The organism is Streptomyces sp. NPDC059895, assembly GCF_042731035.1.
In the GTDB taxonomy this organism is placed as follows: Bacteria; Actinomycetota; Actinomycetes; order Streptomycetales; family Streptomycetaceae; genus Streptomyces.
This window is the reverse complement of the sequence record NZ_JBHWKO010000006.1, coordinates 201,970-225,465: the sequence shown is the minus strand read 5'-3', so window position 1 is coordinate 225,465 and position 23,496 is coordinate 201,970. Positions and strand designations below refer to the sequence as shown.

Here is a 23,496-nt window from a genome sequence, read left to right as displayed (position 1 = left end):
GAGCCGACGACCGACGGACGAGTCAACTGACCACAGCTGAGCCAACTGCCCACAACTGAGCCGACTACCGACGGACGAGCCGACTACCGACGGACGAGCCGACTACCGACGGATGAGCCGACTGCTCACAGCCGAGCCGACTGCCGGCTACTGAGCCGGCCTCCGGCGGTCGAGCCGAGGGGTCGCCTCAGCTCACCGCCGCATAGTTCTCGTACACCTGGTCGTCGTCGAGGGGCACGATGCCCGCACCGCGCTCGTACTCCAAGCGCGCCGTCTCCAGCAGCCGCCGCCACGAGGTGACGGTCGGCCGCCTGCGCAGGAGGGCGCGGCGCTCGCGCTCCGTCATGCCTCCCCACACACCGAACTCGACGCGATTGTCGAGCGCGTCAGCCAGGCATTCGGTGCGTACCGGACATCCGGTGCACACTGCCTTGGCCCTGTTCTGCGCTGCTCCCTGAACGAACAGTTCATCCGGATCAGTAGTGCGGCAGGCAGCCTGCGCACTCCAGTCGGTTACCCAGCCCATACCGGCGCCGTCCTCTCCCGAATCGAGGCTCCCCCACGGCGGCAGCGGCATATTCACCGCCGCCAGTTGAGGACGTTACGGAAGGTGGGCACAGCGCAACACCCCCTTCGGGCCCAATCTTGAATGGCCCGAACGGACTATGCGCAAGCGGCAGATCACCCGGGGGAGTGAGCCTGCGACATGCGCGACTATCCGCTGCAAAACGGGACAGTCCTGTTGAGTCACAACGGGCGCCGGATGACACACGAGGCGGATTCGGACACGCTCTCACCAAGAAAGTGAGAAACCTCCGGAACGATTCGGGGTCACCGGACGTATTGATACGTAGCCCTGCTGCTGTGACAGTTGAGAGCAGCTTAGGCCAAGGCATTGACGCGTGTCCGGCGAATGAGAACGTAGGCTTCCCCCCATGCCAAAGAAGCGCTCGGGCGGTGGTCTGACGGCGACGCAGCAGGCCGCCCAGTTCCTCGGTGTCAGTGTCCTTGCGGGAGCCGTGCTGGCCGGTATCGCCCTGCCCGCGTTCGGTGCCCTGGGCCTGGCCGCCAAGGGGTCGGTGGAGTCGTTCGACGAACTCCCGGCCAATCTCAAGACGCCACCGCTGAGCCAGCGCACCACGATCCTCGACGCCAAGGGCGACCAGATCGCCACGGTCTACTCCCGTGACCGCACGGTCGTCGGCCTCGACGACATCTCGCCCTACGTGCAGAAGGCGATCGTCGCGATCGAGGACTCGCGCTTCTACGAGCACGGCGCCGTGGACCTCAAGGGCGTCCTGCGCGCGCTGAACCAGAACGCGCAGAGCGGAGGGGTCGCCCAGGGCGCCTCGACGCTCACCCAGCAGTATGTGAAGAACGTCTTCGTCGAGGAGGCGGGCGACGACCCGACGAAGGTCGCGCAGGCCACCCAGCAGACCATCGGCCGCAAGATCCGCGAACTGAAGTACGCGATCCAGGTCGAGGAGGAGCTGGGCAAGAAGAAGATCCTCGAGAACTACCTGAACATCACGTTCTTCGGCCAGCAGGCGTACGGCGTGGAGGCCGCCTCCCAGCGGTACTTCTCCAAGAGCGCCAAGGACCTCACCCTGCCCGAGGCGGCCCTGCTCGCCGGCATCGTGCAGTCGCCCAGCCGCTACGACCCGGTCAACGACGCGGCGGAGGCCACCAAGCGGCGCAACGTCGTGCTGGAGCGCATGGCCGAGGTCGGCGACATCTCGCAGGCCGAGGCCGACGAGGCGACGAAGGTCCCGCTGGGCCTGAAGGTCACCCAGCCGAAGAACGGCTGCATCACGGCCGTGCAGGGCGCCAGCTTCTTCTGCAAGTACGTCGAGCGGGTCTTCCTCAGCGACCCGGTCTTCGGCAAGACCAAGGAGGAGCGCGCCAAGGTCTGGAACCAGGGCGGCCTCACCATCCAGACGACGCTCGACCCGCAGTCCCAGCAGTCCGTCCAGGACTCGCTCAAGGACCACGTGTACAAGTCGGACAAGGTCGCCGCGGCCGCCACGCTCGTCGAGCCCGGCACCGGAAAGATCCTCGCGATGGGCCAGTCGAAGCCGTACGGCTACGGCAAGAACGAGACCGAGTACAACTACTCGGTCGACGCGGCGATGGGCGGCTCCAACTTCGGCTTCCCGACCGGTTCGACGTTCAAGCCGTTCGTGGCCGCGGCCGCCCTGGAGGAGGGCCGGCCGATCAACCAGTCGTACGCCGCGCCGTACGAGATGCCCTACCCGGCCTCGGTCCAGACGTGCAGCGGGAAGTCCTGGGTCAACGACGGCAACTACAAGCTGGAGAACGAGGCGGAGTCCGAGGTCGGCCCGTACTCGCTGAAGGAGGCCATGGCCAAGTCGGTCAACACCTACTTCGTGCAGATGCTCGCCGACATCGGCATGTGCCCGGTGGTGAAGATGACCGACGCCCTCGGCGTGGTCCAGGGCAACGGCGACAAGGTCCCCGAGGTGCCGTCCTCGATGACGCTCGGTTCGACCGGCCTGTCGCCGCTGACGATGGCGACCGCGTACGCCGCCTTCGCCAGCCGGGGCATGTACTGCACGCCGATCGCCATCGAGTCGATCACCCAGACCGTCGGCGGCACGAAGAAGTCGCTGGAGGTCCCGAAGTCGACGTGCTCGCGCGCGATGAGCGAGAAGACCGCGGACAGCATCAACACCCTGCTGCGCGGCGTGGTCGACTCCGGCACGGGCCAGCAGGCCGGCCTGTCGGGCCGCGAGAGCGCCGGCAAGACGGGTACGACGGACGAGCGGAAGAACGCCTGGTTCGTCGGCTACACGCCGAACCTCTCCGGCGCCGTCTGGGTAGGCAGCGCCACCCAGAAGGTCAAGATGACCAACATCAGCATCGGCGGCGTCTACCACGCCGAGGTCTACGGCGGTGACACGCCCGGCCCGATCTGGCGGGACGCCATGTCCGGCGCGCTCCAGGGCAAGGAGGCCCCGAGCTTCAACCTCGTCGACATCCCCGGCGGCGACAAGGACGGCGGCGACGAGGACGACGGCGAGGACAACGGCGGCAACGACGACGGCAACGGCGACCAGGGCGTCATCGCCGGCCTGATCAACGGCGGCACGACGAACGGCGGCACGGTGCCGACCCCGTCGTACTCTTTCCCCGAGGGCCTGTTCCAGGGACAGAGCAACGGGGGAAACGGGAACAACGGGAACGGGGGGCGCGGCTGAGCAGCCCCGCACGCCCCGCACGCCCCGCCCGCCCCTGACGTGGAACGGCCCCCGCCCCTCGTACGGAGGGACGGGGGCCGTTCGCCGTGGTGAGCCGGTCGCCGCCGGGGCGAGGCGTCGGCCGGGTCAGCCCGCGAGGAGCTTCTTCACCGCGGCGGCGACCCGGCCGCCCTCGGCCTGGCCGGCCACCTTCGGGTTCACGATCTTCATGACGGCACCCATGGCCCGCGGGCCCTCCGCACCGGCCGCCTTCGCCTCCTCGACGGCCTGGGCGACGATGTCGTTCAGCTCGTCGTCGCTGAGCTGCTTGGGCAGGTACGCGGCAAGCACCTCGCCCTCCGCCTTCTCCCGCTCGGCGGACTCGGCGCGACCACCCTGCGCGAAGGCGTCGGCGGCCTCCCGCCGCTTCTTCGCCTCACGGGTGATCACCTTCTGCACCTCGTCGTCGGAGAGCTCGCGCTTCTCCTTGCCCGCGACCTCCTCCTTGGTGATCGCGGTGAGCGTCAGCCGGAGCGTCGAGGAGCGGAGCTCATCGCGCTCCCTGATCGCGGCGTTGAGGTCTTCCTGAAGCTTCGACTTGAGCGTGGTCATGACTGCGATTGTCGCAGGTGCTGCCAGTCCGACGCCCGTTCATTTAGCGGGCGGTGGGTCTGACACGATGGACACATGCGCGCGCGATACGGAGTGCCCCTAGGAATCGCGGCGGTCGGCGCCGCCGGACTGCTCTACTCGGCGGGATTCGAAGCCCGCTCCTTCCGCCTGCGGCGGGTGACGGTCCCCGTCCTGCCCGCCGGAATGCGTCCCCTGCGCGTGTTGCAGGTCTCCGACATCCACATGGTCGGCGGCCAGCGCAAGAAGCAGCGCTGGCTGCGCTCGCTGGCCGGCCTGCGACCCGACTTCGTGATCAACACGGGCGACAACCTGTCCGACCCGGAGGGCGTCCCGGAGGTCCTCGACGCGCTGGGCCCGCTCATGGAGTTCCCGGGCGCGTACGTCTTCGGCTCCAACGACTACTACGGCCCGAAACTGCGCAACCCCGCCCGTTACCTGCTGGAGAAGACCCAGGGCCGCCACGGCCTGAACGGCAACCCGCCCGCGGTCGGCGTCGTCCACAACCCGTGGAAGGAGCTGCGCGACGGCTTCGACGGCGCGGGCTGGCTCAACCTGACGAACACGCGCGGCACGCTCAAGGTCGAGGGTGTGTCCGTGGAGCTCACGGGCCTGGACGACCCGCACATCAAGCGGGACCGGTACGCCGAGGTGGCCGGCGGCCCGTCGAGCACGGCGGACTTCGCGATGGGCGTGGTCCACGCCCCCTACCTGCGCACACTGGACGCGTTCACCGCGGACGGCTACCCCCTGGTCCTGGCCGGCCACACCCACGGCGGCCAGCTGTGCATCCCCTTCTACGGCGCCCTGGTGACCAACTGCGACCTGGACACGGACCGGGTGAAGGGCCTGTCCACGCACACGGCGGAGAACCGTACGGCCTACCTGCACGTGTCGGCGGGCTGCGGAACGAACAGGTACACACCCGTACGCTTCGCCTGCCCGCCGGAGGCGACGTTGCTGACGTTGGTGGGGCGGGAGTAGGAAGCCGACGGCGGGTGGCGGGGCGGTGGGCCGGGCTGCCACCCGTCCAGACCCGCCCGAATAGCCCCTTTCGTCACCCCTCCCTAGCGTGAGGGCATGACCGCCCCGATACCCAGGGACCTCCCGGACCTGCCGGCGATCCCGCGGACGCACGCGCTCCTGCCCTCCTCCGTCCCCGCCTCGGCGGTGGTGGCCCCCGTCCGACGCCCCCTGGCCGCGATGCTCCGCCTGCTGATCGCCGCGACCGCGGCGGCGGGCGTCGCCCTGGCCCTGCTGCTCGGCAGCCCGCTGCGGGTGCTCAGCCACTTCGCCGTCCAGAGCGGCATCCTCCTGGCGCTGGTCACGGCCCTGTCGGCCCGCCGCGCCTGGACCGCCCGCCGCCCCCTCTCCCCCGCCTGGACCGGCGCGGCCCTGCTCTACGCGACGATCACCGCCCTGGTGTACCACCTGCTCCTCGCGGACGCGGCGACCCCGTTCTCCGTGACGGCCACCACCGGCACCCCCACGCGCTGGCACGCGCTCGCCGGCCACCTCCTGCACACCGTGATCCCCGCGGCCGCCGTCCTGGACTGGCTCCTGCTGACCCCCTCCGGCCGCCTCCGCCTGCGCCAGGCGGCACCGTGGCTGCTGTACCCCGTGGCCTACCTGGCCTTCTCCCTGATCCGCGCGGAACTGATCATCCCGGGTGCGCCCGGCCGCCACCTCTACCCGTTCCTCGACACAGCCGCCCACAGCTACCGGCACACGCTCGCCAACGCACTCCTGCTGGGCCTGTCCTTCTACGCCCTCGCCCTCCTCCTGGTAGCCCTCGACCACGCCCGCCCGAACCCGATGCGCCTCCGCGCCAGAACCGGATTTCGCCTACAGCCACCGGTGGGCTAAAGTAAACGACGTCGCCGCGACAAGCAGGACGAGCAGGACCCGCAGCGACATCGGGGTGTAGCGCAGCTTGGCAGCGCGCTTCGTTCGGGACGAAGAGGTCGTGGGTTCAAATCCCGCCACCCCGACAGCTGAATAGCAGATCAGAGGGCCCTTACCGGATCGGTAAGGGCCCTCTGGCGTTGCTGCGTGTCTGACTGCGTGACCGTGCGGTGCGTGCCGGAACCGCACGCACCGCCCCTGCCACTGATCATGGCGTCCGCGTGACCGCACCGGAGGTGCCCACCGCAGCCTCCAGCAGCCGGCGCGGCAAGGCCAAGGGCAGCGCCCCGGGCAGCACCACACCCGCCCTGAAAGCCTCCTGCCTACTGGGGCTAGAGGGCGGCCAGCTCAGCGGCGAGGTCGTCCAAGCCCAGGGAGCCTTGGGAGAGCGCGGCCATGTGCCAGGTCCTCAGGTCGAAGGCGGTGCCGTGGGCCTGCCTCGCCGCCTCGCGACCCGCCAGCCAGGCTCGCTCACCGAGCTTGTAGCCGATGGCCTGACCCGGCATGCCCAGGTAGCGGATGTGCTCGCTGTCCAGCGTGGCCGCCGGCAGACCCGTGCGGGCGGCGAGGAACTCTCGGCCCAGTTCCGGCGTCCACCGCTCGCCGGGGTGGAACCCGGAGTCGTGCGGGATCTTCAGGGACAGGTGCATGCCGAGGTCGATGATGACCCGGACGGCTCTCAGCATCTGCCCGTTGAGGTAGCCCAGCCGGTGGCCGGGGTCGGTCAGGTGTCCCAGCTCGTCCATCAGCCGTTCCGCGTAGAGTGCCCAGCCCTCGCAGTTGGCGCTCACGCGGCCGAGGGTGGCTTGGTAGGTGGACAGCTGGTCGGCTTTGAGCACCCACTGCGCCAGTTGCAGGTGGTGGCCGGGTACGCCCTCGTGGTACCAGACGCTGACCAGATCCCACGTCGGGAAGCGGCTCTGGCCCGGCTGCGCGGGCAGCCAGGTGCGGCCCGGGCGGGAGAAGTCCATCGCCGGAGGTGTGTAGTAGGGGACGGGAGCCGTCCCGGGGGGAGCGAGGACCGCTTCCGCCGTTCTGATCCTGGGGTCGAGGTCGAAGTGGCTGCCGTCGAGCCGCTCGACGGCCTCGTCCATCAGCTTCTGCAGCCAGGACAGGATGCCCTCGGTACCCTCGACCGCCTCACCGCGCTTCTCCAGGTGTGCCATGGCCTCCAACGGGGTGGCACCCGGCAGGATCGCGCCGGCGGCCTCGCGCATCTCGGCGTTGATCCGGTGCATTTCGGACCAGCCGTACGCGTACGCTTCCTCCGGGTCCAGGTCGACGCCGTTCCAGAACCGGGCCCAGCGCAGGTAGCGCTCCCGTCCCACCGGGTCCGCGGCGTCGGCGACACCGGGTTCGTAGACGGTGCGCAGCCATGTCCGCAGCCCCGCCACCGCGTCAGCGGCAGCGTCCGCCCCGGTGTCCAGGTCCCTGCGAAGGACGTCCGGACCCGGTGTGACGAAGTCGGCGAACCAGCTCCGGCCCGAGCTGCCGCCGAGCCAGCCGCCCAGTTGCTCGATGACGGCACGGACCTGGCGCGGGCCTGCCGGGAGACCTCGCCGCAAGCCCTCGGCCAGCGACGCCCGGTAACCGGCCAGGGCCTCCGGGACACGGGCGAGGCGTCGGGCGATCACCGCCCATTCGTCCTCGGTACCGGTGGGCATCAGGGTGAGGGCCTCGCGTACCGCGTGTACCGGGGAGTAGAGATTGCTGATCTGGCGCAGCCCCTCGCCTCCCTCGATCACGGCGAGCTCGGCCTTCAGGCGCTCGTCGAGGAGACGGGCACATCGGCGCTCCGCCTCGTCTTCGACCGAAGAGAACGAAGAGGCCGAGGCGACCGAAGCGCGGGTGAGTCCAGCGAGGGTCTCGCGCAGGAGAGCAGCGCGTGCCTCGTGCCACTCGGGGGAGTAGTCGGGAATCCGGTCGTCGCCGGAGGCCAGACCGTACTCGGTGCCCGTGATCGGGTCCAGTTCTACGTAGGCGCGGGTGTGGGCGTCGGCTATTTGCCGGGGAGTGGCGTGGGACATTCGCGCATAGTAACTGCACGAGCGAGCGGTTCTTGTCCTCCTTGCGGCGGCTACGGAGGTGGCTACAGAGGTGGATACAGAGGTGGCTCAGATAGCCGCTCCGGTATTCCAATCGGCGCCTTCACAATGCACCGTCCACCGGACGGATCGAATGGACCAGCCCATGGGCCCAGGCATTACTGGGGGCAGTTGTCGCACTTCCGGACGCCATCTGACGTGCCGACACTGTCCCGATGAGGGCAGGCAGTTGCCGGATCGGGATGAAAGACCGCTATGCCCGGTTCGGGCATTTCCCCACTCATCTCACCTTCCGAGATTCCGTTAGGCGAAACTTGACCTCCAGCAGTACCGCTTGCAAGATCATCGGACGGGGCGCTACTCCGCCTAAAAGGCGGGAAAGCGGTTCACTCGCGAATTCATTTCGGTATCGCGGCGCTGCCGGAGAATATTGAAAACGGGGGATTCATGTGTGGCATCGTCGGTCTCTTCACCGGCTGTAGCGGGGTCAGCTACTGCCCCAAGCGTCTGCTGACCGGAGGTTCTGAGGCACCTGCGGGCGTCGACACACCCGTTCCCAGTACCGCGGACGGGGCGGAAACACACCGTTCCACCGGCCCGGAAGCAGGGGATGGATATCGCAGCCCGTTCCGCAGGTGGGACAAGCGCGCCTCGGTACGCGCGGCTCCCCGACGGGAACTGCCGGACGACACCGACGGGAAGTACTTCTTCTCGCCCGAGCTCGTTCCGCTGGCCCGCCACGAGCTGGTGCGGGATCTTCGCCCCGAACTCTTCGACCAAGTGCTGGTCCAACACCTCTACCGTTACCTGGATTTCACCGCGAAGCTGGAACAGGTCGTCGTCAACCGCACTGCCCTCGGTATTGCTCAGGGAACGGTGGGCCTGAACCTCCACCCGGACATGCGGTTCGACGCCTACCGGGTCTACTGCGACGAGGCGTACCACGCTCTGTTCTCCGCCGACTTGATGCGGCAGGCAGAGCGCCGTACGGGGATCACCCCGCGGCTGCCCGCCGAACCGTATTTCCTGACCCGACTGGCGCTGGTGCAGCAGAAGCACCCCGAGTGGCGGGCGCTGGCCGAGCTGATATTCGTGATCGTCTCCGAGACGCTGATCTCGGGCTCGCTCGGCGAGGTCCCGGACGATCCCCGGGTGGTACCCACCGTTCGCGAGGTGGTGCGCGACCACGCACTGGACGAGGGCCGCCATCACACCTATTTCGCTCTCTTCCTCAAGGAGCTGTGGGCACAGTCGGACCGGACCGAGCGGCGGGTGATCGGCACCCTCGCGCCGGTGATGGTGGACGCCTTCCTCCAACCCGACCTGCCGGCCCTCCGGAAAGAGCTGACCGGGTACGGGCTGGGCCGGGACGCCGTCGAGCAGGTAGTGGCCGAGGTGTTCCCCGGGAGTCTGGTCCGCAAGACCACCCGTGACGCGTCTCAGCAGACGGTCCAGCACTTCACACGGCTCGGGGCGCTGGACGACCCCGCGATACGGGCCGCCTTCGAGACCTACGAACTGGTGTGACGATGAACGCTGTCGAGAACGAACGACCCACCGTCCTCGTCCTGGGCGGCACGGCCCCGCTGTGGGCCACCGACGGCAGGGACATCAGCGAGCGCTCGGTACGCCAGTTCCGCGACCGCGGGTGCCGGGTGGTCCTCACCGACACCGCCGCCGCCCTGGCGGCCTGTCCCGATCTGGTGGCCGCCGCCGACGAGGCGTACCCACTGGACTTCACCGATCCGGCCGCCTGCGCCGCCTGGGCCGTGTCCTACGCCGAGCGGCACCCGGTGCACGCGGTGGTGGGCTTCCGCGAGTACGCGGTGATCGCCGTCGCGGAGACGGCGGCCGCGCTCGGCCTGCGCGGCAACGATCCGGTGGCGGTCCGCCGGGTCCGTTCCAAGGACGCCTGCCGGGAGTTCCTGCGGGCGGCCGGCTTCGCCCAGCCCGAACTGCGGCTCTGCTCCGAGCCCGCCGAGGCCGCCGCGTTCCTCGCCGCGCAGGCCGGCGCACCGGTGATCGTCAAGCCACGCGACCGCTGCAACAGCGAAGGCGTCCGGCTGGTGCACGATCCGGCGGCGCTGCCCGCCGCCTTCGATCAGGCACGGGACGCGGACGGCCTGGTGCTGGTGGAGACCTTCGTGGAGGGCGCGGAGTACAGCGTCGAGGGCCTGTTCGCCGACGGGGTGCCCAGGGCGCTCGCGGTGACCGCCAAGAAGCTGTCCGCCGGCTCCTTCGTCGAGTCCGGGCACACCATGCCCGCCCCGCTCCCGGACGCCCTGCGCGAGGACATCACCACGCAGGTCGAGGCGGCCCTGACCACGCTCGGCCTGCGCACCGGACCCTTCCACGTGGAGTGCTGGACCACCCCGCGGGGCGTCGTCCTCGGTGAGGTGCACGTCCGGCAGGGAGGTGACGGCATCCACGCCCTGCTGGAGTGGTGCCACCCCGGCCTGGAGCTGTACGGAAGCTGGCTGGACGACCTGCTCGGCCGCCCGGTGAGCCTCCCCGCCGGCGCGAACCCCGCACGCGGTGCCGCCGTACGGTTCCTCGTTCCGCCGGCCGGCACGGTCCGGGAGGTCTCGGGCTGGGAGGAGGCCGCCGCCCACCCCGCCGTACTCGCCGCGACCACCACCCTCGCGCCGGGCACGGAGATCCGCTCCGGCGGCTCCAACAGCGATCGCTACGGACTGCTCATGATCGGCACCGAACGGCCCGGCGAGGCGGGGACGTTGGCGGATCAGTTGCTGAATTCGGTACGGGTGAGCGTGGCCCCACCCGAAGCACCGCTACCGGCCGGGGCCGCACCCGAAGCACCGCTACCGGCCGGGGCCGCACACGGGACATCCGGCCGGGACGCCAGCCAGCGGACCACCCCCGCCAGATAGCCCGGCAGCAGCTCCCGGCCGAAGTGCTCCCGGTCCCAGTCGGTGTCCAGGACCAGCGAGGCATCGGTGCACACGTAGGCCCGACCGAGGCCGCCGCCCTCCAGGGACAGGGCGCGGTCCTCGTACATCGGCCCCTCGTACGCATGCAGCAGAGCACGCTCGGCGGGATCCAGACCGGTCAGCAGGCATCCGGCGACCCGGCTGCCCGCCCGGGGCACCAGACCGGGGAAGGCGCGGTCCCGCAGGGCCGCGTTGCGCCAGCCGGTCACGGCCGCCGGACGGGACACCGGGAGCCGGCCCAGCAGTGCCCGCTGCACTTCGTCGAAGGACAGGCTGCCGTAGACGAACAAGGGCATTTCGGACGTCAGGTGATCGGCCGTCGACAAAGATCCCACTCCCCTACGGACAAGCAGCCGGTGCTTCCTGCCGGAGCCTACGACGCGTGCCCGAACCCGCCGGGCAGCACCCCATCCCAGGAAAGGCGGAGCAGCAGGCATGACGGAGAACCAGGCATGACGGAGAACCAGGTATGACGCGGACCGAGTCGACAGCACCGAGCCCGCCCACCGGGAGCACCTGGCCACAGGTGGCCACGGCCGCAGAGGCCGCCGGCGGCGCCCCCTGGGAGGCCCTGCTGCACAGCGACGACTTCCACCTCTCCCGCCGCTGGCTGAACATCGCCGAGCGCACCACCGCCGCCCCCTTCCGGTACTTCCTGCACGAGCGCGCCGGCTCCCTGGCAGGCGCCCTTCCCACCGTCCTCGCCGACGCGGACGCGCCCTGGGTGCTGGCCCGCCCCGACACCCTGCTCACCGCCTGCGCCGCCGAAGGGGCCGAGGGCGCGGCCGCCGCCCTGGACGCCGTCGGCACCCCGTCCTCCCTGCTGCCCAGCCTGGTCTGCGGCGGCCGCCACATGGGCCGCAGCCGGCTGCTCCGCGCCGACCCGCACGACGACGCCACCACCCGCGGTCTCCTCGATCGCGCCGAAGCCCATGCCCGCGCCGTCGGCGCGGCCTCCGTCGCCTTCCCCTTCGTCGGCGAGCACGACACCGGCCTTCGCGAGGTCCTGGAGCAGCGCGGCTATCTGCGGCACGCCTCCGGCCGCTACTCCGCTCTCGCCCTCCCGCCCGGCGGCTTCGACGGCTACCTCGCCGCTCTGCCCGGCAAGCGCCGCCGCCGTGCCCAGGCCGACCGCCGGCAACTCGCCGAGGCCGGCATCTCCTCCTCCTTGGCCCCGCTCGACGTCCGCGACATCCCCCGGCTCGCCGTCCTGGAGACCTCGCTCCTCGCCAAGTACGGCCTGGACTGGACCCCCGCACACACCGAGGCCGCCCTGCACGGCATCGCCGAGGTGATGGGCGAGGACGCCCTCGTCTCCCGCGTCACGGGCGACGGGGAGATCCGGGGCTACGCCGTCCTGCTCCGCTTCCGCGACCAGTGGTACTCACGCCAGACCGGCTTCGACTACGCCTACCAGGGCCGTCTCCCCCTCTACTTCGAAGCCCTCTACTACCGGCCCGTCACCGAGGCCCCCGCCCATGGCGTCACCGGCATCCATTACGGTCTCGGCAGCGAGGAGGCCAAGCGTTCCCGGGGGTGCACGGCCGAGACCCAGTACGCGTACGTCCTGAAGCTGGAGACGGCCCGGTGAGCGCCCCCGTCCGGGCAGCCGGGAAGGAGCGGTTGCTGCCGGAGGGCTCCGGGGTCCGCCGTTTCGCCGCGGCCGGACTCCTCAACGCGGTCGGCAGCGGCTTCTTCATCTCCTTCGCCCTGCTCTTCTTCAAGGACGTGGCGGCCCTCCCGCTGTCCACCGTCGGCCCCGGTCTGACGGCCGCCTCGCTGGCGGTTCTTCCGCTGCTGCCCGCCCTCGGCCGACTCGCGGACCGGATCGGCCCCCACCGGCTGCTGGTGGCTGCCTCGCTGGCCCGCGCCGCCGCGTTCGCCGGCTTCCTGCTCCTGGACGGCCTGGCCGCCTTCCTGGTCCTGGCCATGCTGTCCTCGCTGGGCACCCGGGCCGAACAGATCGGCAGCCCGCTGCTGGCCGCCGCCCTGGCCGGCCAGGACAGCGCCGCCCGCAGCCGCTGGCTCGCGTTGTACCGGACGATCTTCAACGCGGGGATCGGCGGCGGGGCCCTGCTCGGCGGTCTGCTCGTCACCGGGGGAGTGGGCTACCCCGCGCTCGGCCTGTGCACCGCTGTCGGATTCGCCCTCGCCGCTGCCCTCTATCCGACGGGGCGTGCCTCCGACGCGCCGGTCCCCACTGACACGCCGTCCGCCACAGCCACGTCGGCCTCCACCGACACGCCCGCTTCCCCGGACGCGCCCGCCGCCACCGACACTCCCGCCGCCCCGGACGCGCCCGCCGCCACCGACACTCCCGCCGCCCCGGACGCGCCCGCCGCCACCGACACGCCCGCCGCCGTCGCCCCCGCCACCCGGCCTCCACAAGCTGCGCGGCCGAACGGTCCCTCCCCCTGGCGGGACCCCCGTTTCGTGCGCGTGTCGCTGGCCGGCGCGGCCCTCTTCCTGGCCGCCACCGCCCTGGAGAACGCCCTCCCGGTCTACCTCCTCGACAGCCTCCGGCTCCCCGGCTGGACCGTCGGCGCGATGTTCGGTCTGAACACCACCCTGCTCATGTTCGGCCAGCTCCCCCTGGACCGCCGTCTCAACGGTCACCCGCCGAGCCGTCTGCTGGGCGCGGGCACGCTTCTCGCCACGGCCTCCATCCTGCTGTTCTCCCTGGCCACCGGGGTCGGCCCCGGCCCCGCTGTCGCTCTCCTGGTCGTGGCCATGATCGGCTGGACGGTCAGCGAACTGATCGTCTTCCAGACGGTGGCGGTGGTCCTGACCGCCCTCCCGCCCGAATCCAGGCGCGGCACCTACCTGGCCGCCAACCAGCTCCCGGTGGGCATCGCCACCGCACTGTCCCCCCTCCTCGTCACCTCGATGCTCGCCCTGAGCCCTGCCGTCCTGTTCTGGCTGCTCGCCGCCCTGACAGCGGCGGCCGGCCTCGTCACCCGTACAGAGAGCCCCACCTCATGACCACCGTTCTCACCGCCCCGGCCGAGGCGGACCGCATCGCGGAGATCCCCGCTGCCCTCTGGGACGCGCTCGCCGGCGACCACGACTTCTTCCTCAGCCACCGCTGGACCAGCGTGGTGGAGGCCACCGGCAAGGTGGACACGCACTACGTCGTCCTCCCGGACGACGAGGGCCGCCCCGTGGCCGCCGTCTCCATGGCCCTGGCCGACGCGAGCGTCCCCTGGACCCTGGTCCGTCCCGACACCGTCCTCGCCTCCGGCGCCGAACAGGGACTCCCCGGCGCCGCCGAACTCCTGGCCTCCCTGCCCGGTGATCCCGCCGAGACCCTGCTGCCCGGCGTGGTCGCGGGCGGTCGCCACGTGGGCGGAACCCGTCTGCTGCTCGCTCCCGGAGCCGGCCCCGCCGAGGTGGCGGCGCTCCTGGACCGTACGGAGGAATGGGCCCGCGCCCGCGGCGCCCGCTCGGTCTCGTTCCTCTACACCGACGAGACCGACACCTTCCTCGTCGACGCCCTCCGCGACCGCGGCTACCGGTCCGCCGAGGCCGGCCGCTACAGCCGGCTCGATGTCCCCGAGGGCGGCTTCGAGGCGTACCTCGAACGGTTCAGCAGCCACCGCCGCCGCAGGATGCGCGCCGAGCGCCGCGCCCTGGAGGGCGCGGGCGTGGAGCACCGCATGGGTCCCCTCGCCGATTTCCCGTTGCCCCGCCTCGCCGCTCTGGAGGCCGAACTCTTCGCCAAGTACGGCCTCGGCCACTGGAAGGCGTCCCAGTCCCAGGAGGTTCTGGAGCGGACCCTGTCCGTGTTCGGCGAGGACGCCTTCGTCTCCGCCACCGTCGCCGACGGCGAGGTCCGCGGATTCGGCCTGTTCATCGCCCGCGGCAGCTGCTGGTACGCCCTGCGGGCCGGCTTCGACTACGCCTTCCAGGAGCCGGCCAAGCTGCCCCTCTACTACGAGACGCTCTACTACCGCATCGTCGAGCACGCTGCCGCGAGCGGCATCCGCACCGTCCACTACGGGCTCGGCAGCGAGGACGCCAAGAGCTCCCGCGGCTGCACCGCGACCACCCAGCACAGCTACGTCCTGCCGCTGTGACCTCCCACCTCCCCGTTCCCACCCCACGTTCCCGCCTCACACCACACCACCAGAAGGAGCCCGGCGTGACCACCGCCGCCACTCTCGACACCACCCGCACCGCCGGCGGAGTCGCCTACGACATCATCGACCGCGCCCTGTGCGCCGTCCCCGAGTACCGGGACTTCCGCGGCGGTCTGCTCAGCCGCACCGACTACTGTTCCTGGCTGAACACCGGTGGCCTGCGCCCCGAGGACGTCGGGCTGAACGAGGACCAGCTCAACCTCTCGACCCGTTTCCCCGTGGACGAGCGCGCCTTCGTCGCACAGGTCCTGGAGGGGCTGGAGCGGGACGGCGTGATCGCCTCCACCGACTACCCGGAGGGCGAGTTCGAGGCGCTGCGTGAGCGCGTCGCCCAGCAGTTCGCGCACGAGGGCCGCACCACCTACATCTTCCCGGAAGAGGCCCGTCTGCTCTTCGCCCTCTGCCATCTGCTGGCTCCCCGCCGCACCGTCTTCCCCGGCTCGTACTACGGGTACTGGGCGGTCTGGGCGCTGCCCGGCATCCGCGCGGCCGGCGGTACCGCCACCCTGATCGACATCGACCCCGGCACGATGGCGCTGGCCGAACGCAACCTCACCGCCCTCGGTCTCGCCGACGGCGTCGAGTTCGCCACCACCGACGCCATCGCCCACGGTCTGACCCTCGAGCCCGTCGACCTGTGCGTCCTGGACGCCGAGGGTCCCTCCCCCCACCGCGCCCCCGAGGGCATGGACCCCGACCTGATCGACAAGGCCATCTACTTCCCGATCATGGAGGCCACCACCCCCGCCCTGCGCCCCGGTTGCCTGCTGATCGCCCACAACATGCTGCTCGGCAACCTCACCGAGAACCGCTACTTCACCGGGCGCATCGCCAACAACCGGGCCCAGTACGCCCGCTTCCACGGCCACCTGGACGCCCACTACGACCTCCAGCGCCTGATCCCCAGCTCCGAGGGCGTCGGAATCTACCGCCGCCGCACCGACGCCGTCCTGCGGGAGGCCTCCCGATGAGCGCCCTCGTCCTGCGCCCGCTGACCGAGGCCGATCTCCCCGAGGTGCTGTCTACCCTCAACCACGCCATCCGGCACACCGACGCCACCCTGGACCACGACGAGAAGACGCTGGACGACCTGCGCGTCTGGCTGGCCGCCCACCACGGCCGCTACCCCGCCCTGGCCGCCGAGCAGGAGGGGCGGCTCGCCGGGTACGGCACCCTCAGCCCGTTCTCGTCCCGCAGGGGCTACCTGGCCAGCGCCGAGATCTCCATCTACCTCGCGCCCGACGCGCGGGGCCGGGGCGTCGGCTCGGCCCTGTGCGCCCGTCTCACCGAACTGGCCGAGCAGGCCGGCATGTCCACGGTGATCGCGTTCATCTCCTCCGGCAACGAGCCCTCCCGCCGCATGGTCCTGCGCGCCGGGTACCGCCACGAGGGCGTCCTGCGCCAGGTCGGCTACAAACTCGGCCGCCTGACCGACCTGGACATCTTCCAGCGCACCTTCCCCGCCAACTGCGCCCGCTACGACGGCACCCCCCTCGACGACCTGCTCGCCGCCCCCACCCCTGTGAAGGAGCCCGTCCGATGACCGCCCTGCCCCCCACCGCCGCGCCCGCGACCTCCACCGCCCCGGGCGGTTCCGCCGCCTACGACGGCCATGTCGCCTCCCAGCCCCAGGCCCTGGCCGCCCTCCTCCAGACCCCCGTCCCTGTCCTCGACCCCGCCCGGCCTCTCGTCTTCACCGGCATCGGCACCTCCCTCCACGCCTGCCGCGTCGCCGCGGGCTGGGTCCGGCTGCTGACCGGCGGACGGATACGGGCCGCCGCCATCGACGCCCACGACCTGGCCCTCACCGAGCACGTCACCTCCGCCGACCAGGTCGTGGTGGTCAGCCACCGGGGCACCAAGGCCTGCCCCAACGACGTCCTCCGCCGCGCCGCCGAAGCCGGTGCCACCACGGTCGCCATCACCGGCGAGGGCCCGGCCGAGCCCGCCGCCGACACGGTCCTGCGCACCTGCCCCCAGGAAGCCGCCAGCACCCACACCGTCTCCTACACCACCGCCCTGACCCTGCTCGCCCGCCTGGTCGCCACCGCCCTCGGCGAACAGGGCGCCCCGCTGGCCGCCGCGCTCCGGGAGGTCCCCGAGGCCCTGTCCCGCACGCTGGAGCTCACCGTCGCCCCGGAGGCCGTGGACGCCCTGGCCGACGCCGCCGGACCGGTCCTGGTCACCGGCACCGGACTGGACGCGATCACCGCCGCCGAAGCCGCGCTCAAGATCAAGGAGGGCACGTACCGCTGGGCCGAGGCCCTGCACACCGAGTTCGCCCTGCACGGCACTCCCGCCGTCTTCTCCGCGACCACCGCCGGCTTCCTCCTGCGCCCCGCCGGGCCCGACGCCGGCCGCACCGCCGACCTGGAACGGGTCCTGCGCGCCCTGGGCGCTCCCGTCCACCACAGCGCCGACGATCCCGATTCCGCCCTCCCCTTCGCCTCCGTCCCCGCTCTCGTACGTCCGCTGGTGTCGGTCGTCCCCTTCCAGCGCCTGGTCTCCCTGGCCGCCGCCCGCACCGGCGCCAGCCCCGACCTCACCCACCTGGAGGCCGAGCCCTGGGCCTCGGCCATCCGGTCGGTGAAGCTGTGACCGTCAGCCCGGGCATCGCGCCGGAGACCGCCTCGGCCGGCCCCACCGCCGCCGCCGTCACCGAGGCCTATCTCTCCGACCCCCGCCTGGCCGACGCCGTCCGCGAGACCGTCTACCCCCCGGCCTTCCAGGAGTGCTGGGGGGCCCGCATGCTCTCCCGCCCCCTCTTCACCGACGGTCCCGAGCTGCGCCGTGCCGCGGCCGACGTGCAGGACCTGTTCGCCCTGCTCGCCTCCCTCCCGCAGCGCCTCTTCGACGGGGACACGGCCCGTTACTGCGACGCCCTCGGTATCGCCCCCGACCGGGCCGCGGTGATCTCCCGCTTCGCCGCCGGCCCCGGTGCGGCCACCCGCTACGGCCGTGCCGACCTCTACCACGACGGCAGCGCCTTCAAGCTGCTGGAGTTCAACATCGCCAGCGACCTGGGCGGCACCGACCGCTCCCAGATGCAGCGGGCCCTGCTCACCCACCCCGCGTTCGCGGACTTCGCCGCCGAACACGGCCTGGAGCACGTCCACACCGGTGAACGCGTCGCCGTCGCCCTGCGCGAGGCCGCCCGTCACCTCACCCGCGGGGTCCGAGAGCCCCGCGTCGGCCTGGTCTGCGCTCCGGGCGGCCTGGCCGCCTTCGGCCATCTGCTGCTCGCCTTCGCCGAGATGATGCGGGGCCTCGGCCTCCCCCTCACCCTCGGCGAACTGGACACCCTCACCGAACAGAACGGCCGCCTCCGCCTCGACGGCGACCCCCTCGATGTCGTCCTGCGCTTCTTCACCGTCGACGACCTCTGCGCCGACCCCTCCTCCGCCGCCCGCGCCGAACTCGCCTTCCGGGCCCACGAGGAGGGGCGCGCCGTCCTGTGGACCCCGATGGACAGCTCCCTCTACTCCAACAAGGGCGCCCTCGCACTCCTCTCCGACCCCGCCACCGCCTTCACTCCCGCCGAACGCGCCCTCACCGACCGTCTCCTCCCGTGGACCCGTCTCCTCGCCGACGGACCGCCCACCCCCGGACCCACCCCCAAAGAGACCGTCACCGACCTGCTGTCCTTCTGCCGGGAACACCGCACCCAGCTCCTCCTCAAGCCCCTCCGTGACTTCGGGGGCACGGGCGTGATCCCCGGCTGGGAACGCGACCCGGACGACTGGGCCCGCCTCCTCCAGGACCGCATGGCGGACGCCGCCGGCCCCCTCACCGGTCTGGGCAACCGCTGGATCGTCCAGCGCCGCGTCCTGCCCCGCACCGAACCCGTGCTCGACCCCGCCACCGGCGCCCGTACCCCCTGGGTCGCGGCCTGGGGCCTCTTCCTCACTCCCCAGGGCTACGCCGGCACCGACGTCCGGGCCGCCCCCGCCTCCGCCTCCGCCGTCGTCAACTACGGCTCCAACCCCCTGACCCGCACCACCGGCGTCTTCACCGTCGGTCCCGCGGGGTGAGCCGATCACCGGACGGACCCGGGTGTCGCAGGTCACCGACGGAGAAACGCCAGGTCCCCAGGCTGCTCGCATGAGCAGTCTGGGGACCTGTGTCGTCCGCGTCCTGCGGCGGCCGCGGTCACGCGGGGGTGCCGTTCCACGTGAGGAGACCGGTGAGACCGGTGGGTACGCGCGGCAGGGGTTCGCCCGGTCGAAGAGGGAGCAGGCCCGGCTGCTCGGGCGGCGGTCTTAGGGGACGGCCGGTGTGCCGGAAAAAGAGCCGGTGTGCCGGAAAAAGAGAGGGAAAGGAGATACTGGCTCCTTTCCACTCTCAACGTATAGCGCACCGGGGGGCTTGCGGCAAGGCCCCCTCTGTGCCGCAGAATCGCCCGCCGAGGGTCGGGAACTGCGGAAACGAGGGCGCGGAATGCGTGTAGTGCTGTCCCCCTGCGGGTCGCGTGGGGGTGTGGAACCGACGGTGGCGCTCGGGGTGGCGTCGCGGGCGCTCGGGGCGCGGTTGCGGGCGCGGGGCGGCCGTCCGGGTCCGGGTGAGCCGTCCACCCCGGCACGCGGCGGCCGCGTATGCCCCGCCCTGTCGTGACACCGAACGGGTCGCAAGCGACCGAACCGACCATCCCACCAGCGACCCCTCTCGGAGTTGACACCGTGACACCCCTGACCACCAGCGCGTTCGACCTTCCCGACCGTCTCGCGCCCAAGGCCGACCCGGCGCTGATCGCCGGCGACGAGCGGCACTTCGCGGCCGTCGCGGAGTGTCTGGAGGAGTCGATCGCCGACGTGTCCGGCCGCCTCGACGCCGAACGCCGGGCGCCCGGCGGCATCGGCCGGCACGCGATGGACCGGGACGCGGAGATCCACCGGCTGACCGCCCGCCTGCGCACGCTGCGGCGCTTCGGTCTGGACCTGTGCCTCGGCCACATGGTGGGCGCGGACGACCCCGAGCCCGTGTACATCGGACGGCTCGGCCTCACGGACAGCACGGGCCGCCGGCTGCTGGTCGACTGGCGCTCCCCCGCGGCCGAGCCGTTCTTCGGAGCCACCCACGCCCACCCGATGGGGCTGGCGAGCCGCCGCAGGTATCGCTGGACGCGCGGCCGGATCAGCGACTACTGGGACGAGGTGTTCACCGCGGACGGTTTCGCCGGGCACGCCGCGCTCGACGACCAGTCCGCCTTCATCGCCAGCCTGGGCGGCAACCGCTCGCCCCGGATGCGGGACGTGCTCGGCACCATCCAGGCCGACCAGGACGCCATCATCCGCGCGAGTTCGCGTGGTGCCCTCGTCGTCGACGGCGGTCCGGGCACGGGCAAGACCGTCGTCGCCCTGCACCGCTCCGCCTACCTCCTCCACTCCGACCCCCGCCTCGGTCACCGGCGGGGCGGCGTGCTGTTCGTCGGCCCGCACCGGCCGTACCTGGCCTACGTCGCCGACGTCCTCCCCAGCCTCGGGGAGGAGGGCGTCCAGACCTGCGTCCTGCGGGACCTCGTCGCCGAGGGAGCCGCGGCGGCGGTCGAGGCCGATCCCGAGGTGGCCCGCCTGAAGTCGGACGCGAAGCTGGTGGGGGCGATCGAGAAGGCCGTCCGGTTCTACGAGGAGCCGCCCACCGAGGGGATGACGGTCACGACCCACTGGTCCGACGTCCGGCTGAGCGCCGCGGACTGGGCCGTGGCGTTCGAGGCGGCGGAACCCGGTACTCCGCACAACGAGGCGCGCGACCAGGTCTGGGAGGAGCTGCTCACGATCCTGGAGGACAAGCACGCCGACGAGCACGACGGCGACGACGTCCCTCCCGCCCTGCTGCGCAGGTCCCTGTCGCGGAACAGGGAACTCCTCACCGCGTTCCACCGCGCGTGGCCGCTGCTCGAAGCGGCCGACCTCGTCTCGGACCTGTGGTCGGTGCCCGCGTACCTGCGGATGTGCGCCCCCTGGCTCGGCCCCGACGACGTACGACGGCTCCAGCGCGCGGACCCCCAGGCCTGGACGGTGTCCGACCTGCCGCTCCTGGACGCGGCACGGCAGCGGCTCGGCGACCCGCAGACGGCGCGGCGCAAGCGCCGGCACCGGGCCGCCATCGCCGCCCAGCGCGAGCGCATGGCCCAGGTCGTCGACAACCTGATCGACGCCGTGGCCGACTCGGGCGCCGACGGTGACGACGGCGAGGGCCTGGTGACGATGCTGCGCGGCGAGGACGCCCAGGTCAGCCTGGTCGACGAGGCCGAACTGCACACCGCCGACCCGGACCTGCTCGCCGGCCCGTTCGCCCACGTCGTCGTCGACGAGGCCCAGGAACTCACCGACGCGGAGTGGCAGATGCTGCTGCTGCGGTGCCCGTCCAGGAGCTTCACCATCGTCGGGGACCGCGCCCAGGCCCGGCACGGGTTCACGGAGTCGTGGCGGGAACGGCTCGAACGGGTCGGCTTCGACCGGATCAGCATGGCCGCCCTGACCGTGAACTACCGCACACCGGAGGAGATCATGGCGGAGGCCGAGCCGGTCATCCGGGCCGTGCTCCCGGACGCCAACGTGCCGACCTCCATCCGCAGCGGCGGCGTCCCCGTCGCGCACGGATCCGCCTCGGATCTGCACTCGGTCCTCGACGCCTGGCTCGCCGCGCACGCCGACGGGACCGCCTGCGTCATCGGCGACCCCTCGTTCCGGGCGACGCCTCGCGTCCGGTCGCTGACACCGGAGCTGTCGAAGGGGCTGGAGTTCGACCTGGTCGTCCTCGTCGACCCGGAGGCGTTCGGCGAGGGCGTCCGAGGAGCGGTCGACCGCTACGTCGCGATGACCCGGGCGACCGGGCAGCTCGTCGTCCTCACCAGCCCCTGACGTCTCAGGGGAGGCCCGGAACGTCGACCGGCACCTCGGCCCACACCGTCTTGCCCACCGGGTGACGGGCCGCCGTCCCCCAGCGCACGGCCAGGGCGTCCACCAGGAGCAGACCGCGGCCCGACTCACCGTCGGGGAGCGGCTCGGGCGGGGCGGCGGGCGGCCGTTTCCCGGCGGCCGCGTCGGCGACCTCGATCCGCACCAGGCCCGACGCCCGGTCGAGCCGGAGCCGGAGGCGCCAGTCGCGCCCCGGCACCCGGCCGTGCCGCACGGCGTTCGCGGCCAGTTCGCCCACGACGAGGGCGACCGCGCACGACGCGTCCGACACCGGCGGGTGCCCCCACTCCTCCATCCACCGCGCGGCGAGCCGCCGGGCGAGTCGCGCCCCTCGGGGCGAGGAGGTGAACCACGCGCTGAACACGGGGAGTTCGGTGCTCGTGCGGGGCCCCTCGCCCGAGGTGGTCGGTCCTGTCAGCACAGCGTGCCCGTCCTTGCCTGTCGTCTCTTCCGACGCCCCGCAGCGTGCGCGAGTTGTCACGTTCCGCACTCAAGGGTCGTCGGGCGGCCCTACGCTCGAAAGGTGACACAGCCTTACCTTTCGGCTCGTAAGGAACGGAAGTGACGTCTTGGCCAACGGAATCGATCCCAGTACGTCGATGGCGGCACTGTTCGGTGTACGGGTGCGCAAGCTCCGGACGGCGGCCGGCCTGACCCAGGCGGAACTCGGCCAGAAGACACACGTCGTGAGCACCCGCATCACGCAGATCGAACGGGCCTCCGGAGCGAAACCGACGCTGGAGCTGGCGCGAGCGCTGGATGCCGCCCTCGGGGCGGACGACCTGCTGGTGGAGTTGTGGCCGTACGTGTACCGGGAGGCGTTCCCGGACTGGTCGCGGAAGTTCATGGAGTACTCGGAGAGGGCGGTGTCCATCGGGGAGTATGCGGCGCATGTGGTGCCTGGTCTGCTGCAGACCGAGAACTACGCTCGAGCCGTCCTGAGCGTCGGCCTGACGCTGAGCAGCGAGGCGCAGTTGGAGGAGCGGCTCACAGCCCGTATGGGACGCCAGGAGCGGCTCGGCTCGGCTGACCGACCGAGCCTGTGGGTCGTTCTCGACGAAGCGGTGTTGAGGCGTCCGGTCGGCGGTCACGCGGTGATGCGTGAGCAATTGGGGCGGCTGCTGGACACCGCAACGGAACGCCACATCACTGTGCAGGTATTGCCGTTCGACCAGGGCGAGCACGACGTGATGGGCGGCTCGCTGACGATGCTCACGCTGCCCGACGACTCGGAGGTCGTCTACACGGAAGGGGCGCACTACGGCCAACTCGTCGAGGATCCGGCCGAGGTCAGGCGGTTTTCCTTCACCTACGATCGGCTGAGGGCGGCAGCCCTGCCCCCGCTCATGTCGCTCGACATGATCCGATCCGTGATGGAGGGCAACCACCGTGAAGCCAAGGTCCCGTCCCGATCTGAACGGCGCCGTCTGGCGCAGGAGCAGCTACAGCAATCAGGAGGGCGGCAACTGCGTGGAGGTGGCCGACGTGAGTCAGGGCGCCGTCCCCGTCCGTGACAGCAAAGCCCCGCACGGCCCCGCCCTGACCTTCGCACCCGGCTCCTGGTCGGCGTTCATAAGCGAGTTGAAGAGCGCTCGGCACCGGATCTGAGTCGGCCAGGTCCGGCCGGGCACCTGCCACCCCCGCCTTCCGAGTCCGCCGGATCCTCGCCCGCGAGGGTCCGGTGGGCCACGGGCCGCCTCGAGAACCGGAAA

19 protein-coding genes, 1 tRNA gene and 1 pseudogene are annotated in these 23,496 nt (G+C 71.6%); 16 read left to right on the top strand and 5 right to left on the bottom strand.

Features of this window, described 5'->3' with window-relative positions; translation table 11 throughout:
• Positions 1-187: 187 nt before the first annotated feature.
• Entirely contained in the window at positions 188-526 is a 339-nt protein-coding gene (gene wblA / locus ACFV9M_RS10005) for a transcriptional regulator WblA (protein ID WP_385065592.1), read from the bottom strand.
• 409 nt (positions 527-935) lie between these two features.
• Between wblA and ACFV9M_RS10000 the strand changes: the two genes are divergently transcribed.
• A complete protein-coding gene (locus ACFV9M_RS10000) occupies positions 936-3,218 on the top strand; it encodes a transglycosylase domain-containing protein (protein WP_385065500.1) in 2,283 nt (760 codons plus the stop codon).
• Positions 3,219-3,344: 126 nt separating this feature from the next.
• On the opposite strand, the gene ACFV9M_RS09995 is transcribed toward ACFV9M_RS10000, so the two are convergent.
• A complete protein-coding gene (locus ACFV9M_RS09995) occupies positions 3,345-3,809 on the bottom strand; it encodes a GatB/YqeY domain-containing protein (RefSeq protein WP_385065502.1) in 465 nt (154 codons plus the stop codon).
• A gap of 75 nt (positions 3,810-3,884) precedes the next feature.
• Between ACFV9M_RS09995 and ACFV9M_RS09990 the strand changes: the two genes are divergently transcribed.
• From ACFV9M_RS09990 to ACFV9M_RS09980, 3 genes are all read left to right on the top strand, one after another.
• Positions 3,885-4,811, top strand: coding sequence for a metallophosphoesterase (locus tag ACFV9M_RS09990; RefSeq protein ID WP_385065505.1), 927 nt, complete (start codon positions 3,885-3,887; stop codon positions 4,809-4,811).
• A gap of 96 nt (positions 4,812-4,907) precedes the next feature.
• On the top strand, positions 4,908-5,693 hold the full coding sequence (locus ACFV9M_RS09985) for a Pr6Pr family membrane protein (protein WP_385065508.1): 786 nt from the start codon (positions 4,908-4,910) through the stop codon (positions 5,691-5,693).
• Positions 5,694-5,744: 51 nt separating this feature from the next.
• A tRNA-Pro gene (locus ACFV9M_RS09980) sits at positions 5,745-5,818 on the top strand.
• 246 nt (positions 5,819-6,064) lie between these two features.
• On the opposite strand, the gene ACFV9M_RS09975 is transcribed toward ACFV9M_RS09980, so the two are convergent.
• Positions 6,065-7,759, bottom strand: a complete 1,695-nt coding sequence (locus ACFV9M_RS09975; protein ID WP_385065511.1) for a DUF885 domain-containing protein — start codon at positions 7,757-7,759, stop codon at positions 6,065-6,067.
• Between the two features lie 465 nt (positions 7,760-8,224).
• Here ACFV9M_RS09975 and ACFV9M_RS09970 point away from each other — a divergent pair, with 465 nt between their 5' ends.
• Together ACFV9M_RS09970 and ACFV9M_RS09965 are read left to right on the top strand one after the other, a co-directional pair.
• Positions 8,225-9,304, top strand: coding sequence for a diiron oxygenase (locus ACFV9M_RS09970; protein ID WP_385065513.1), 1,080 nt, complete (start codon positions 8,225-8,227; stop codon positions 9,302-9,304).
• A 2-nt stretch (positions 9,305-9,306) separates the two neighbouring features.
• Positions 9,307-10,491, top strand: a pseudogene (locus ACFV9M_RS09965) (ATP-grasp domain-containing protein); the annotation flags it as partial.
• 29 nt (positions 10,492-10,520) lie between these two features.
• Here ACFV9M_RS09965 and ACFV9M_RS09960 read toward each other — a convergent pair.
• Positions 10,521-11,024: a gamma-glutamylcyclotransferase family protein gene (locus ACFV9M_RS09960; RefSeq protein ID WP_385102373.1), complete on the bottom strand. Its 504-nt coding sequence runs from the start codon at positions 11,022-11,024 to the stop codon at positions 10,521-10,523.
• Between the two features lie 173 nt (positions 11,025-11,197).
• On the opposite strand from ACFV9M_RS09960, the gene ACFV9M_RS09955 reads away from it, so the two are divergent.
• From ACFV9M_RS09955 to helR, 8 genes are all read left to right on the top strand, one after another.
• Complete coding sequence (locus ACFV9M_RS09955; protein ID WP_385065518.1) at positions 11,198-12,319, top strand: GNAT family N-acetyltransferase; 1,122 nt, start codon at positions 11,198-11,200, stop codon at positions 12,317-12,319.
• Entirely contained in the window at positions 12,316-13,710 is a 1,395-nt protein-coding gene (locus ACFV9M_RS09950; protein WP_385102371.1) for an MFS transporter, read from the top strand. Before ACFV9M_RS09955 ends, ACFV9M_RS09950 begins: the two co-directional genes overlap by 4 nt.
• A complete protein-coding gene (locus ACFV9M_RS09945; protein WP_385065524.1) occupies positions 13,707-14,804 on the top strand; it encodes a GNAT family N-acetyltransferase in 1,098 nt (365 codons plus the stop codon). Before ACFV9M_RS09950 ends, ACFV9M_RS09945 begins: the two co-directional genes overlap by 4 nt.
• Before the next feature lie 65 nt (positions 14,805-14,869).
• On the top strand, positions 14,870-15,838 hold the full coding sequence (locus ACFV9M_RS09940; protein ID WP_385065526.1) for an O-methyltransferase: 969 nt from the start codon (positions 14,870-14,872) through the stop codon (positions 15,836-15,838).
• Positions 15,835-16,410 carry a GNAT family N-acetyltransferase gene (locus ACFV9M_RS09935; protein ID WP_385065529.1) on the top strand — a complete coding sequence of 192 codons (576 nt, stop codon included), beginning with the start codon at positions 15,835-15,837 and terminating at the stop codon, positions 16,408-16,410. The genes ACFV9M_RS09940 and ACFV9M_RS09935 overlap by 4 nt, the downstream gene beginning before the upstream one ends.
• Positions 16,407-17,465, top strand: coding sequence for an SIS domain-containing protein (locus ACFV9M_RS09930; RefSeq protein ID WP_385065532.1), 1,059 nt, complete (start codon positions 16,407-16,409; stop codon positions 17,463-17,465). The genes ACFV9M_RS09935 and ACFV9M_RS09930 overlap by 4 nt, the downstream gene beginning before the upstream one ends.
• Positions 17,462-18,898: a hypothetical protein gene (locus ACFV9M_RS09925; RefSeq protein ID WP_385065534.1), complete on the top strand. Its 1,437-nt coding sequence runs from the start codon at positions 17,462-17,464 to the stop codon at positions 18,896-18,898. The genes ACFV9M_RS09930 and ACFV9M_RS09925 overlap by 4 nt, the downstream gene beginning before the upstream one ends.
• A gap of 645 nt (positions 18,899-19,543) precedes the next feature.
• A complete protein-coding gene (helR, locus tag ACFV9M_RS09920; protein WP_385065537.1) occupies positions 19,544-21,727 on the top strand; it encodes an RNA polymerase recycling motor ATPase HelR in 2,184 nt (727 codons plus the stop codon).
• Between the two features lie 4 nt (positions 21,728-21,731).
• On the opposite strand, the gene ACFV9M_RS09915 is transcribed toward helR, so the two are convergent.
• Positions 21,732-22,205 (bottom strand): ATP-binding protein, encoded by a 474-nt coding sequence (locus tag ACFV9M_RS09915; protein ID WP_385065539.1) that lies wholly within the window; start codon positions 22,203-22,205, stop codon positions 21,732-21,734.
• Positions 22,206-22,383: 178 nt separating this feature from the next.
• Between ACFV9M_RS09915 and ACFV9M_RS09910 the strand changes: the two genes are divergently transcribed.
• Both ACFV9M_RS09910 and ACFV9M_RS09905 read left to right on the top strand, forming a co-directional pair.
• The gene (locus ACFV9M_RS09910) at positions 22,384-23,298 is read left to right on the top strand and encodes a Scr1 family TA system antitoxin-like transcriptional regulator (RefSeq protein WP_385065594.1); all 915 of its coding nucleotides are present in this window, start codon (positions 22,384-22,386) and stop codon (positions 23,296-23,298) included.
• Complete coding sequence (locus tag ACFV9M_RS09905; protein WP_385102368.1) at positions 23,255-23,392, top strand: DUF397 domain-containing protein; 138 nt, start codon at positions 23,255-23,257, stop codon at positions 23,390-23,392. Before ACFV9M_RS09910 ends, ACFV9M_RS09905 begins: the two co-directional genes overlap by 44 nt.
• Positions 23,393-23,496 lie beyond the last annotated feature (104 nt).

What these genes read in the sequence shown, in the direction of transcription:
- ACFV9M_RS09935 (WP_385065529.1), top strand. Translation starts at nt 15,835, where the DNA reads ATGAGCGCCCTCGTCCTGCGCCCGCTGACCGAGGCCGATCTCCCCGAG.
- ACFV9M_RS09930 (WP_385065532.1), top strand. Translation starts at nt 16,407, where the DNA reads ATGACCGCCCTGCCCCCCACCGCCGCGCCCGCGACCTCCACCGCCCCG.
- ACFV9M_RS09960 (WP_385102373.1), bottom strand. Translation starts at nt 11,024, where the DNA reads ATGCCCTTGTTCGTCTACGGCAGCCTGTCCTTCGACGAAGTGCAGCGG.
- ACFV9M_RS09995 (WP_385065502.1), bottom strand. Translation starts at nt 3,809, where the DNA reads ATGACCACGCTCAAGTCGAAGCTTCAGGAAGACCTCAACGCCGCGATC.
- wblA (WP_385065592.1), bottom strand. Translation starts at nt 526, where the DNA reads ATGGGCTGGGTAACCGACTGGAGTGCGCAGGCTGCCTGCCGCACTACT.
- ACFV9M_RS10000 (WP_385065500.1), top strand. Translation starts at nt 936, where the DNA reads ATGCCAAAGAAGCGCTCGGGCGGTGGTCTGACGGCGACGCAGCAGGCC.
- ACFV9M_RS09945 (WP_385065524.1), top strand. Translation starts at nt 13,707, where the DNA reads ATGACCACCGTTCTCACCGCCCCGGCCGAGGCGGACCGCATCGCGGAG.
- ACFV9M_RS09955 (WP_385065518.1), top strand. Translation starts at nt 11,198, where the DNA reads ATGACGCGGACCGAGTCGACAGCACCGAGCCCGCCCACCGGGAGCACC.
- ACFV9M_RS09970 (WP_385065513.1), top strand. Translation starts at nt 8,225, where the DNA reads ATGTGTGGCATCGTCGGTCTCTTCACCGGCTGTAGCGGGGTCAGCTAC.
- ACFV9M_RS09910 (WP_385065594.1), top strand. Translation starts at nt 22,384, where the DNA reads ATGGCGGCACTGTTCGGTGTACGGGTGCGCAAGCTCCGGACGGCGGCC.
- ACFV9M_RS09990 (WP_385065505.1), top strand. Translation starts at nt 3,885, where the DNA reads ATGCGCGCGCGATACGGAGTGCCCCTAGGAATCGCGGCGGTCGGCGCC.
- ACFV9M_RS09975 (WP_385065511.1), bottom strand. Translation starts at nt 7,759, where the DNA reads ATGTCCCACGCCACTCCCCGGCAAATAGCCGACGCCCACACCCGCGCC.
- ACFV9M_RS09985 (WP_385065508.1), top strand. Translation starts at nt 4,908, where the DNA reads ATGACCGCCCCGATACCCAGGGACCTCCCGGACCTGCCGGCGATCCCG.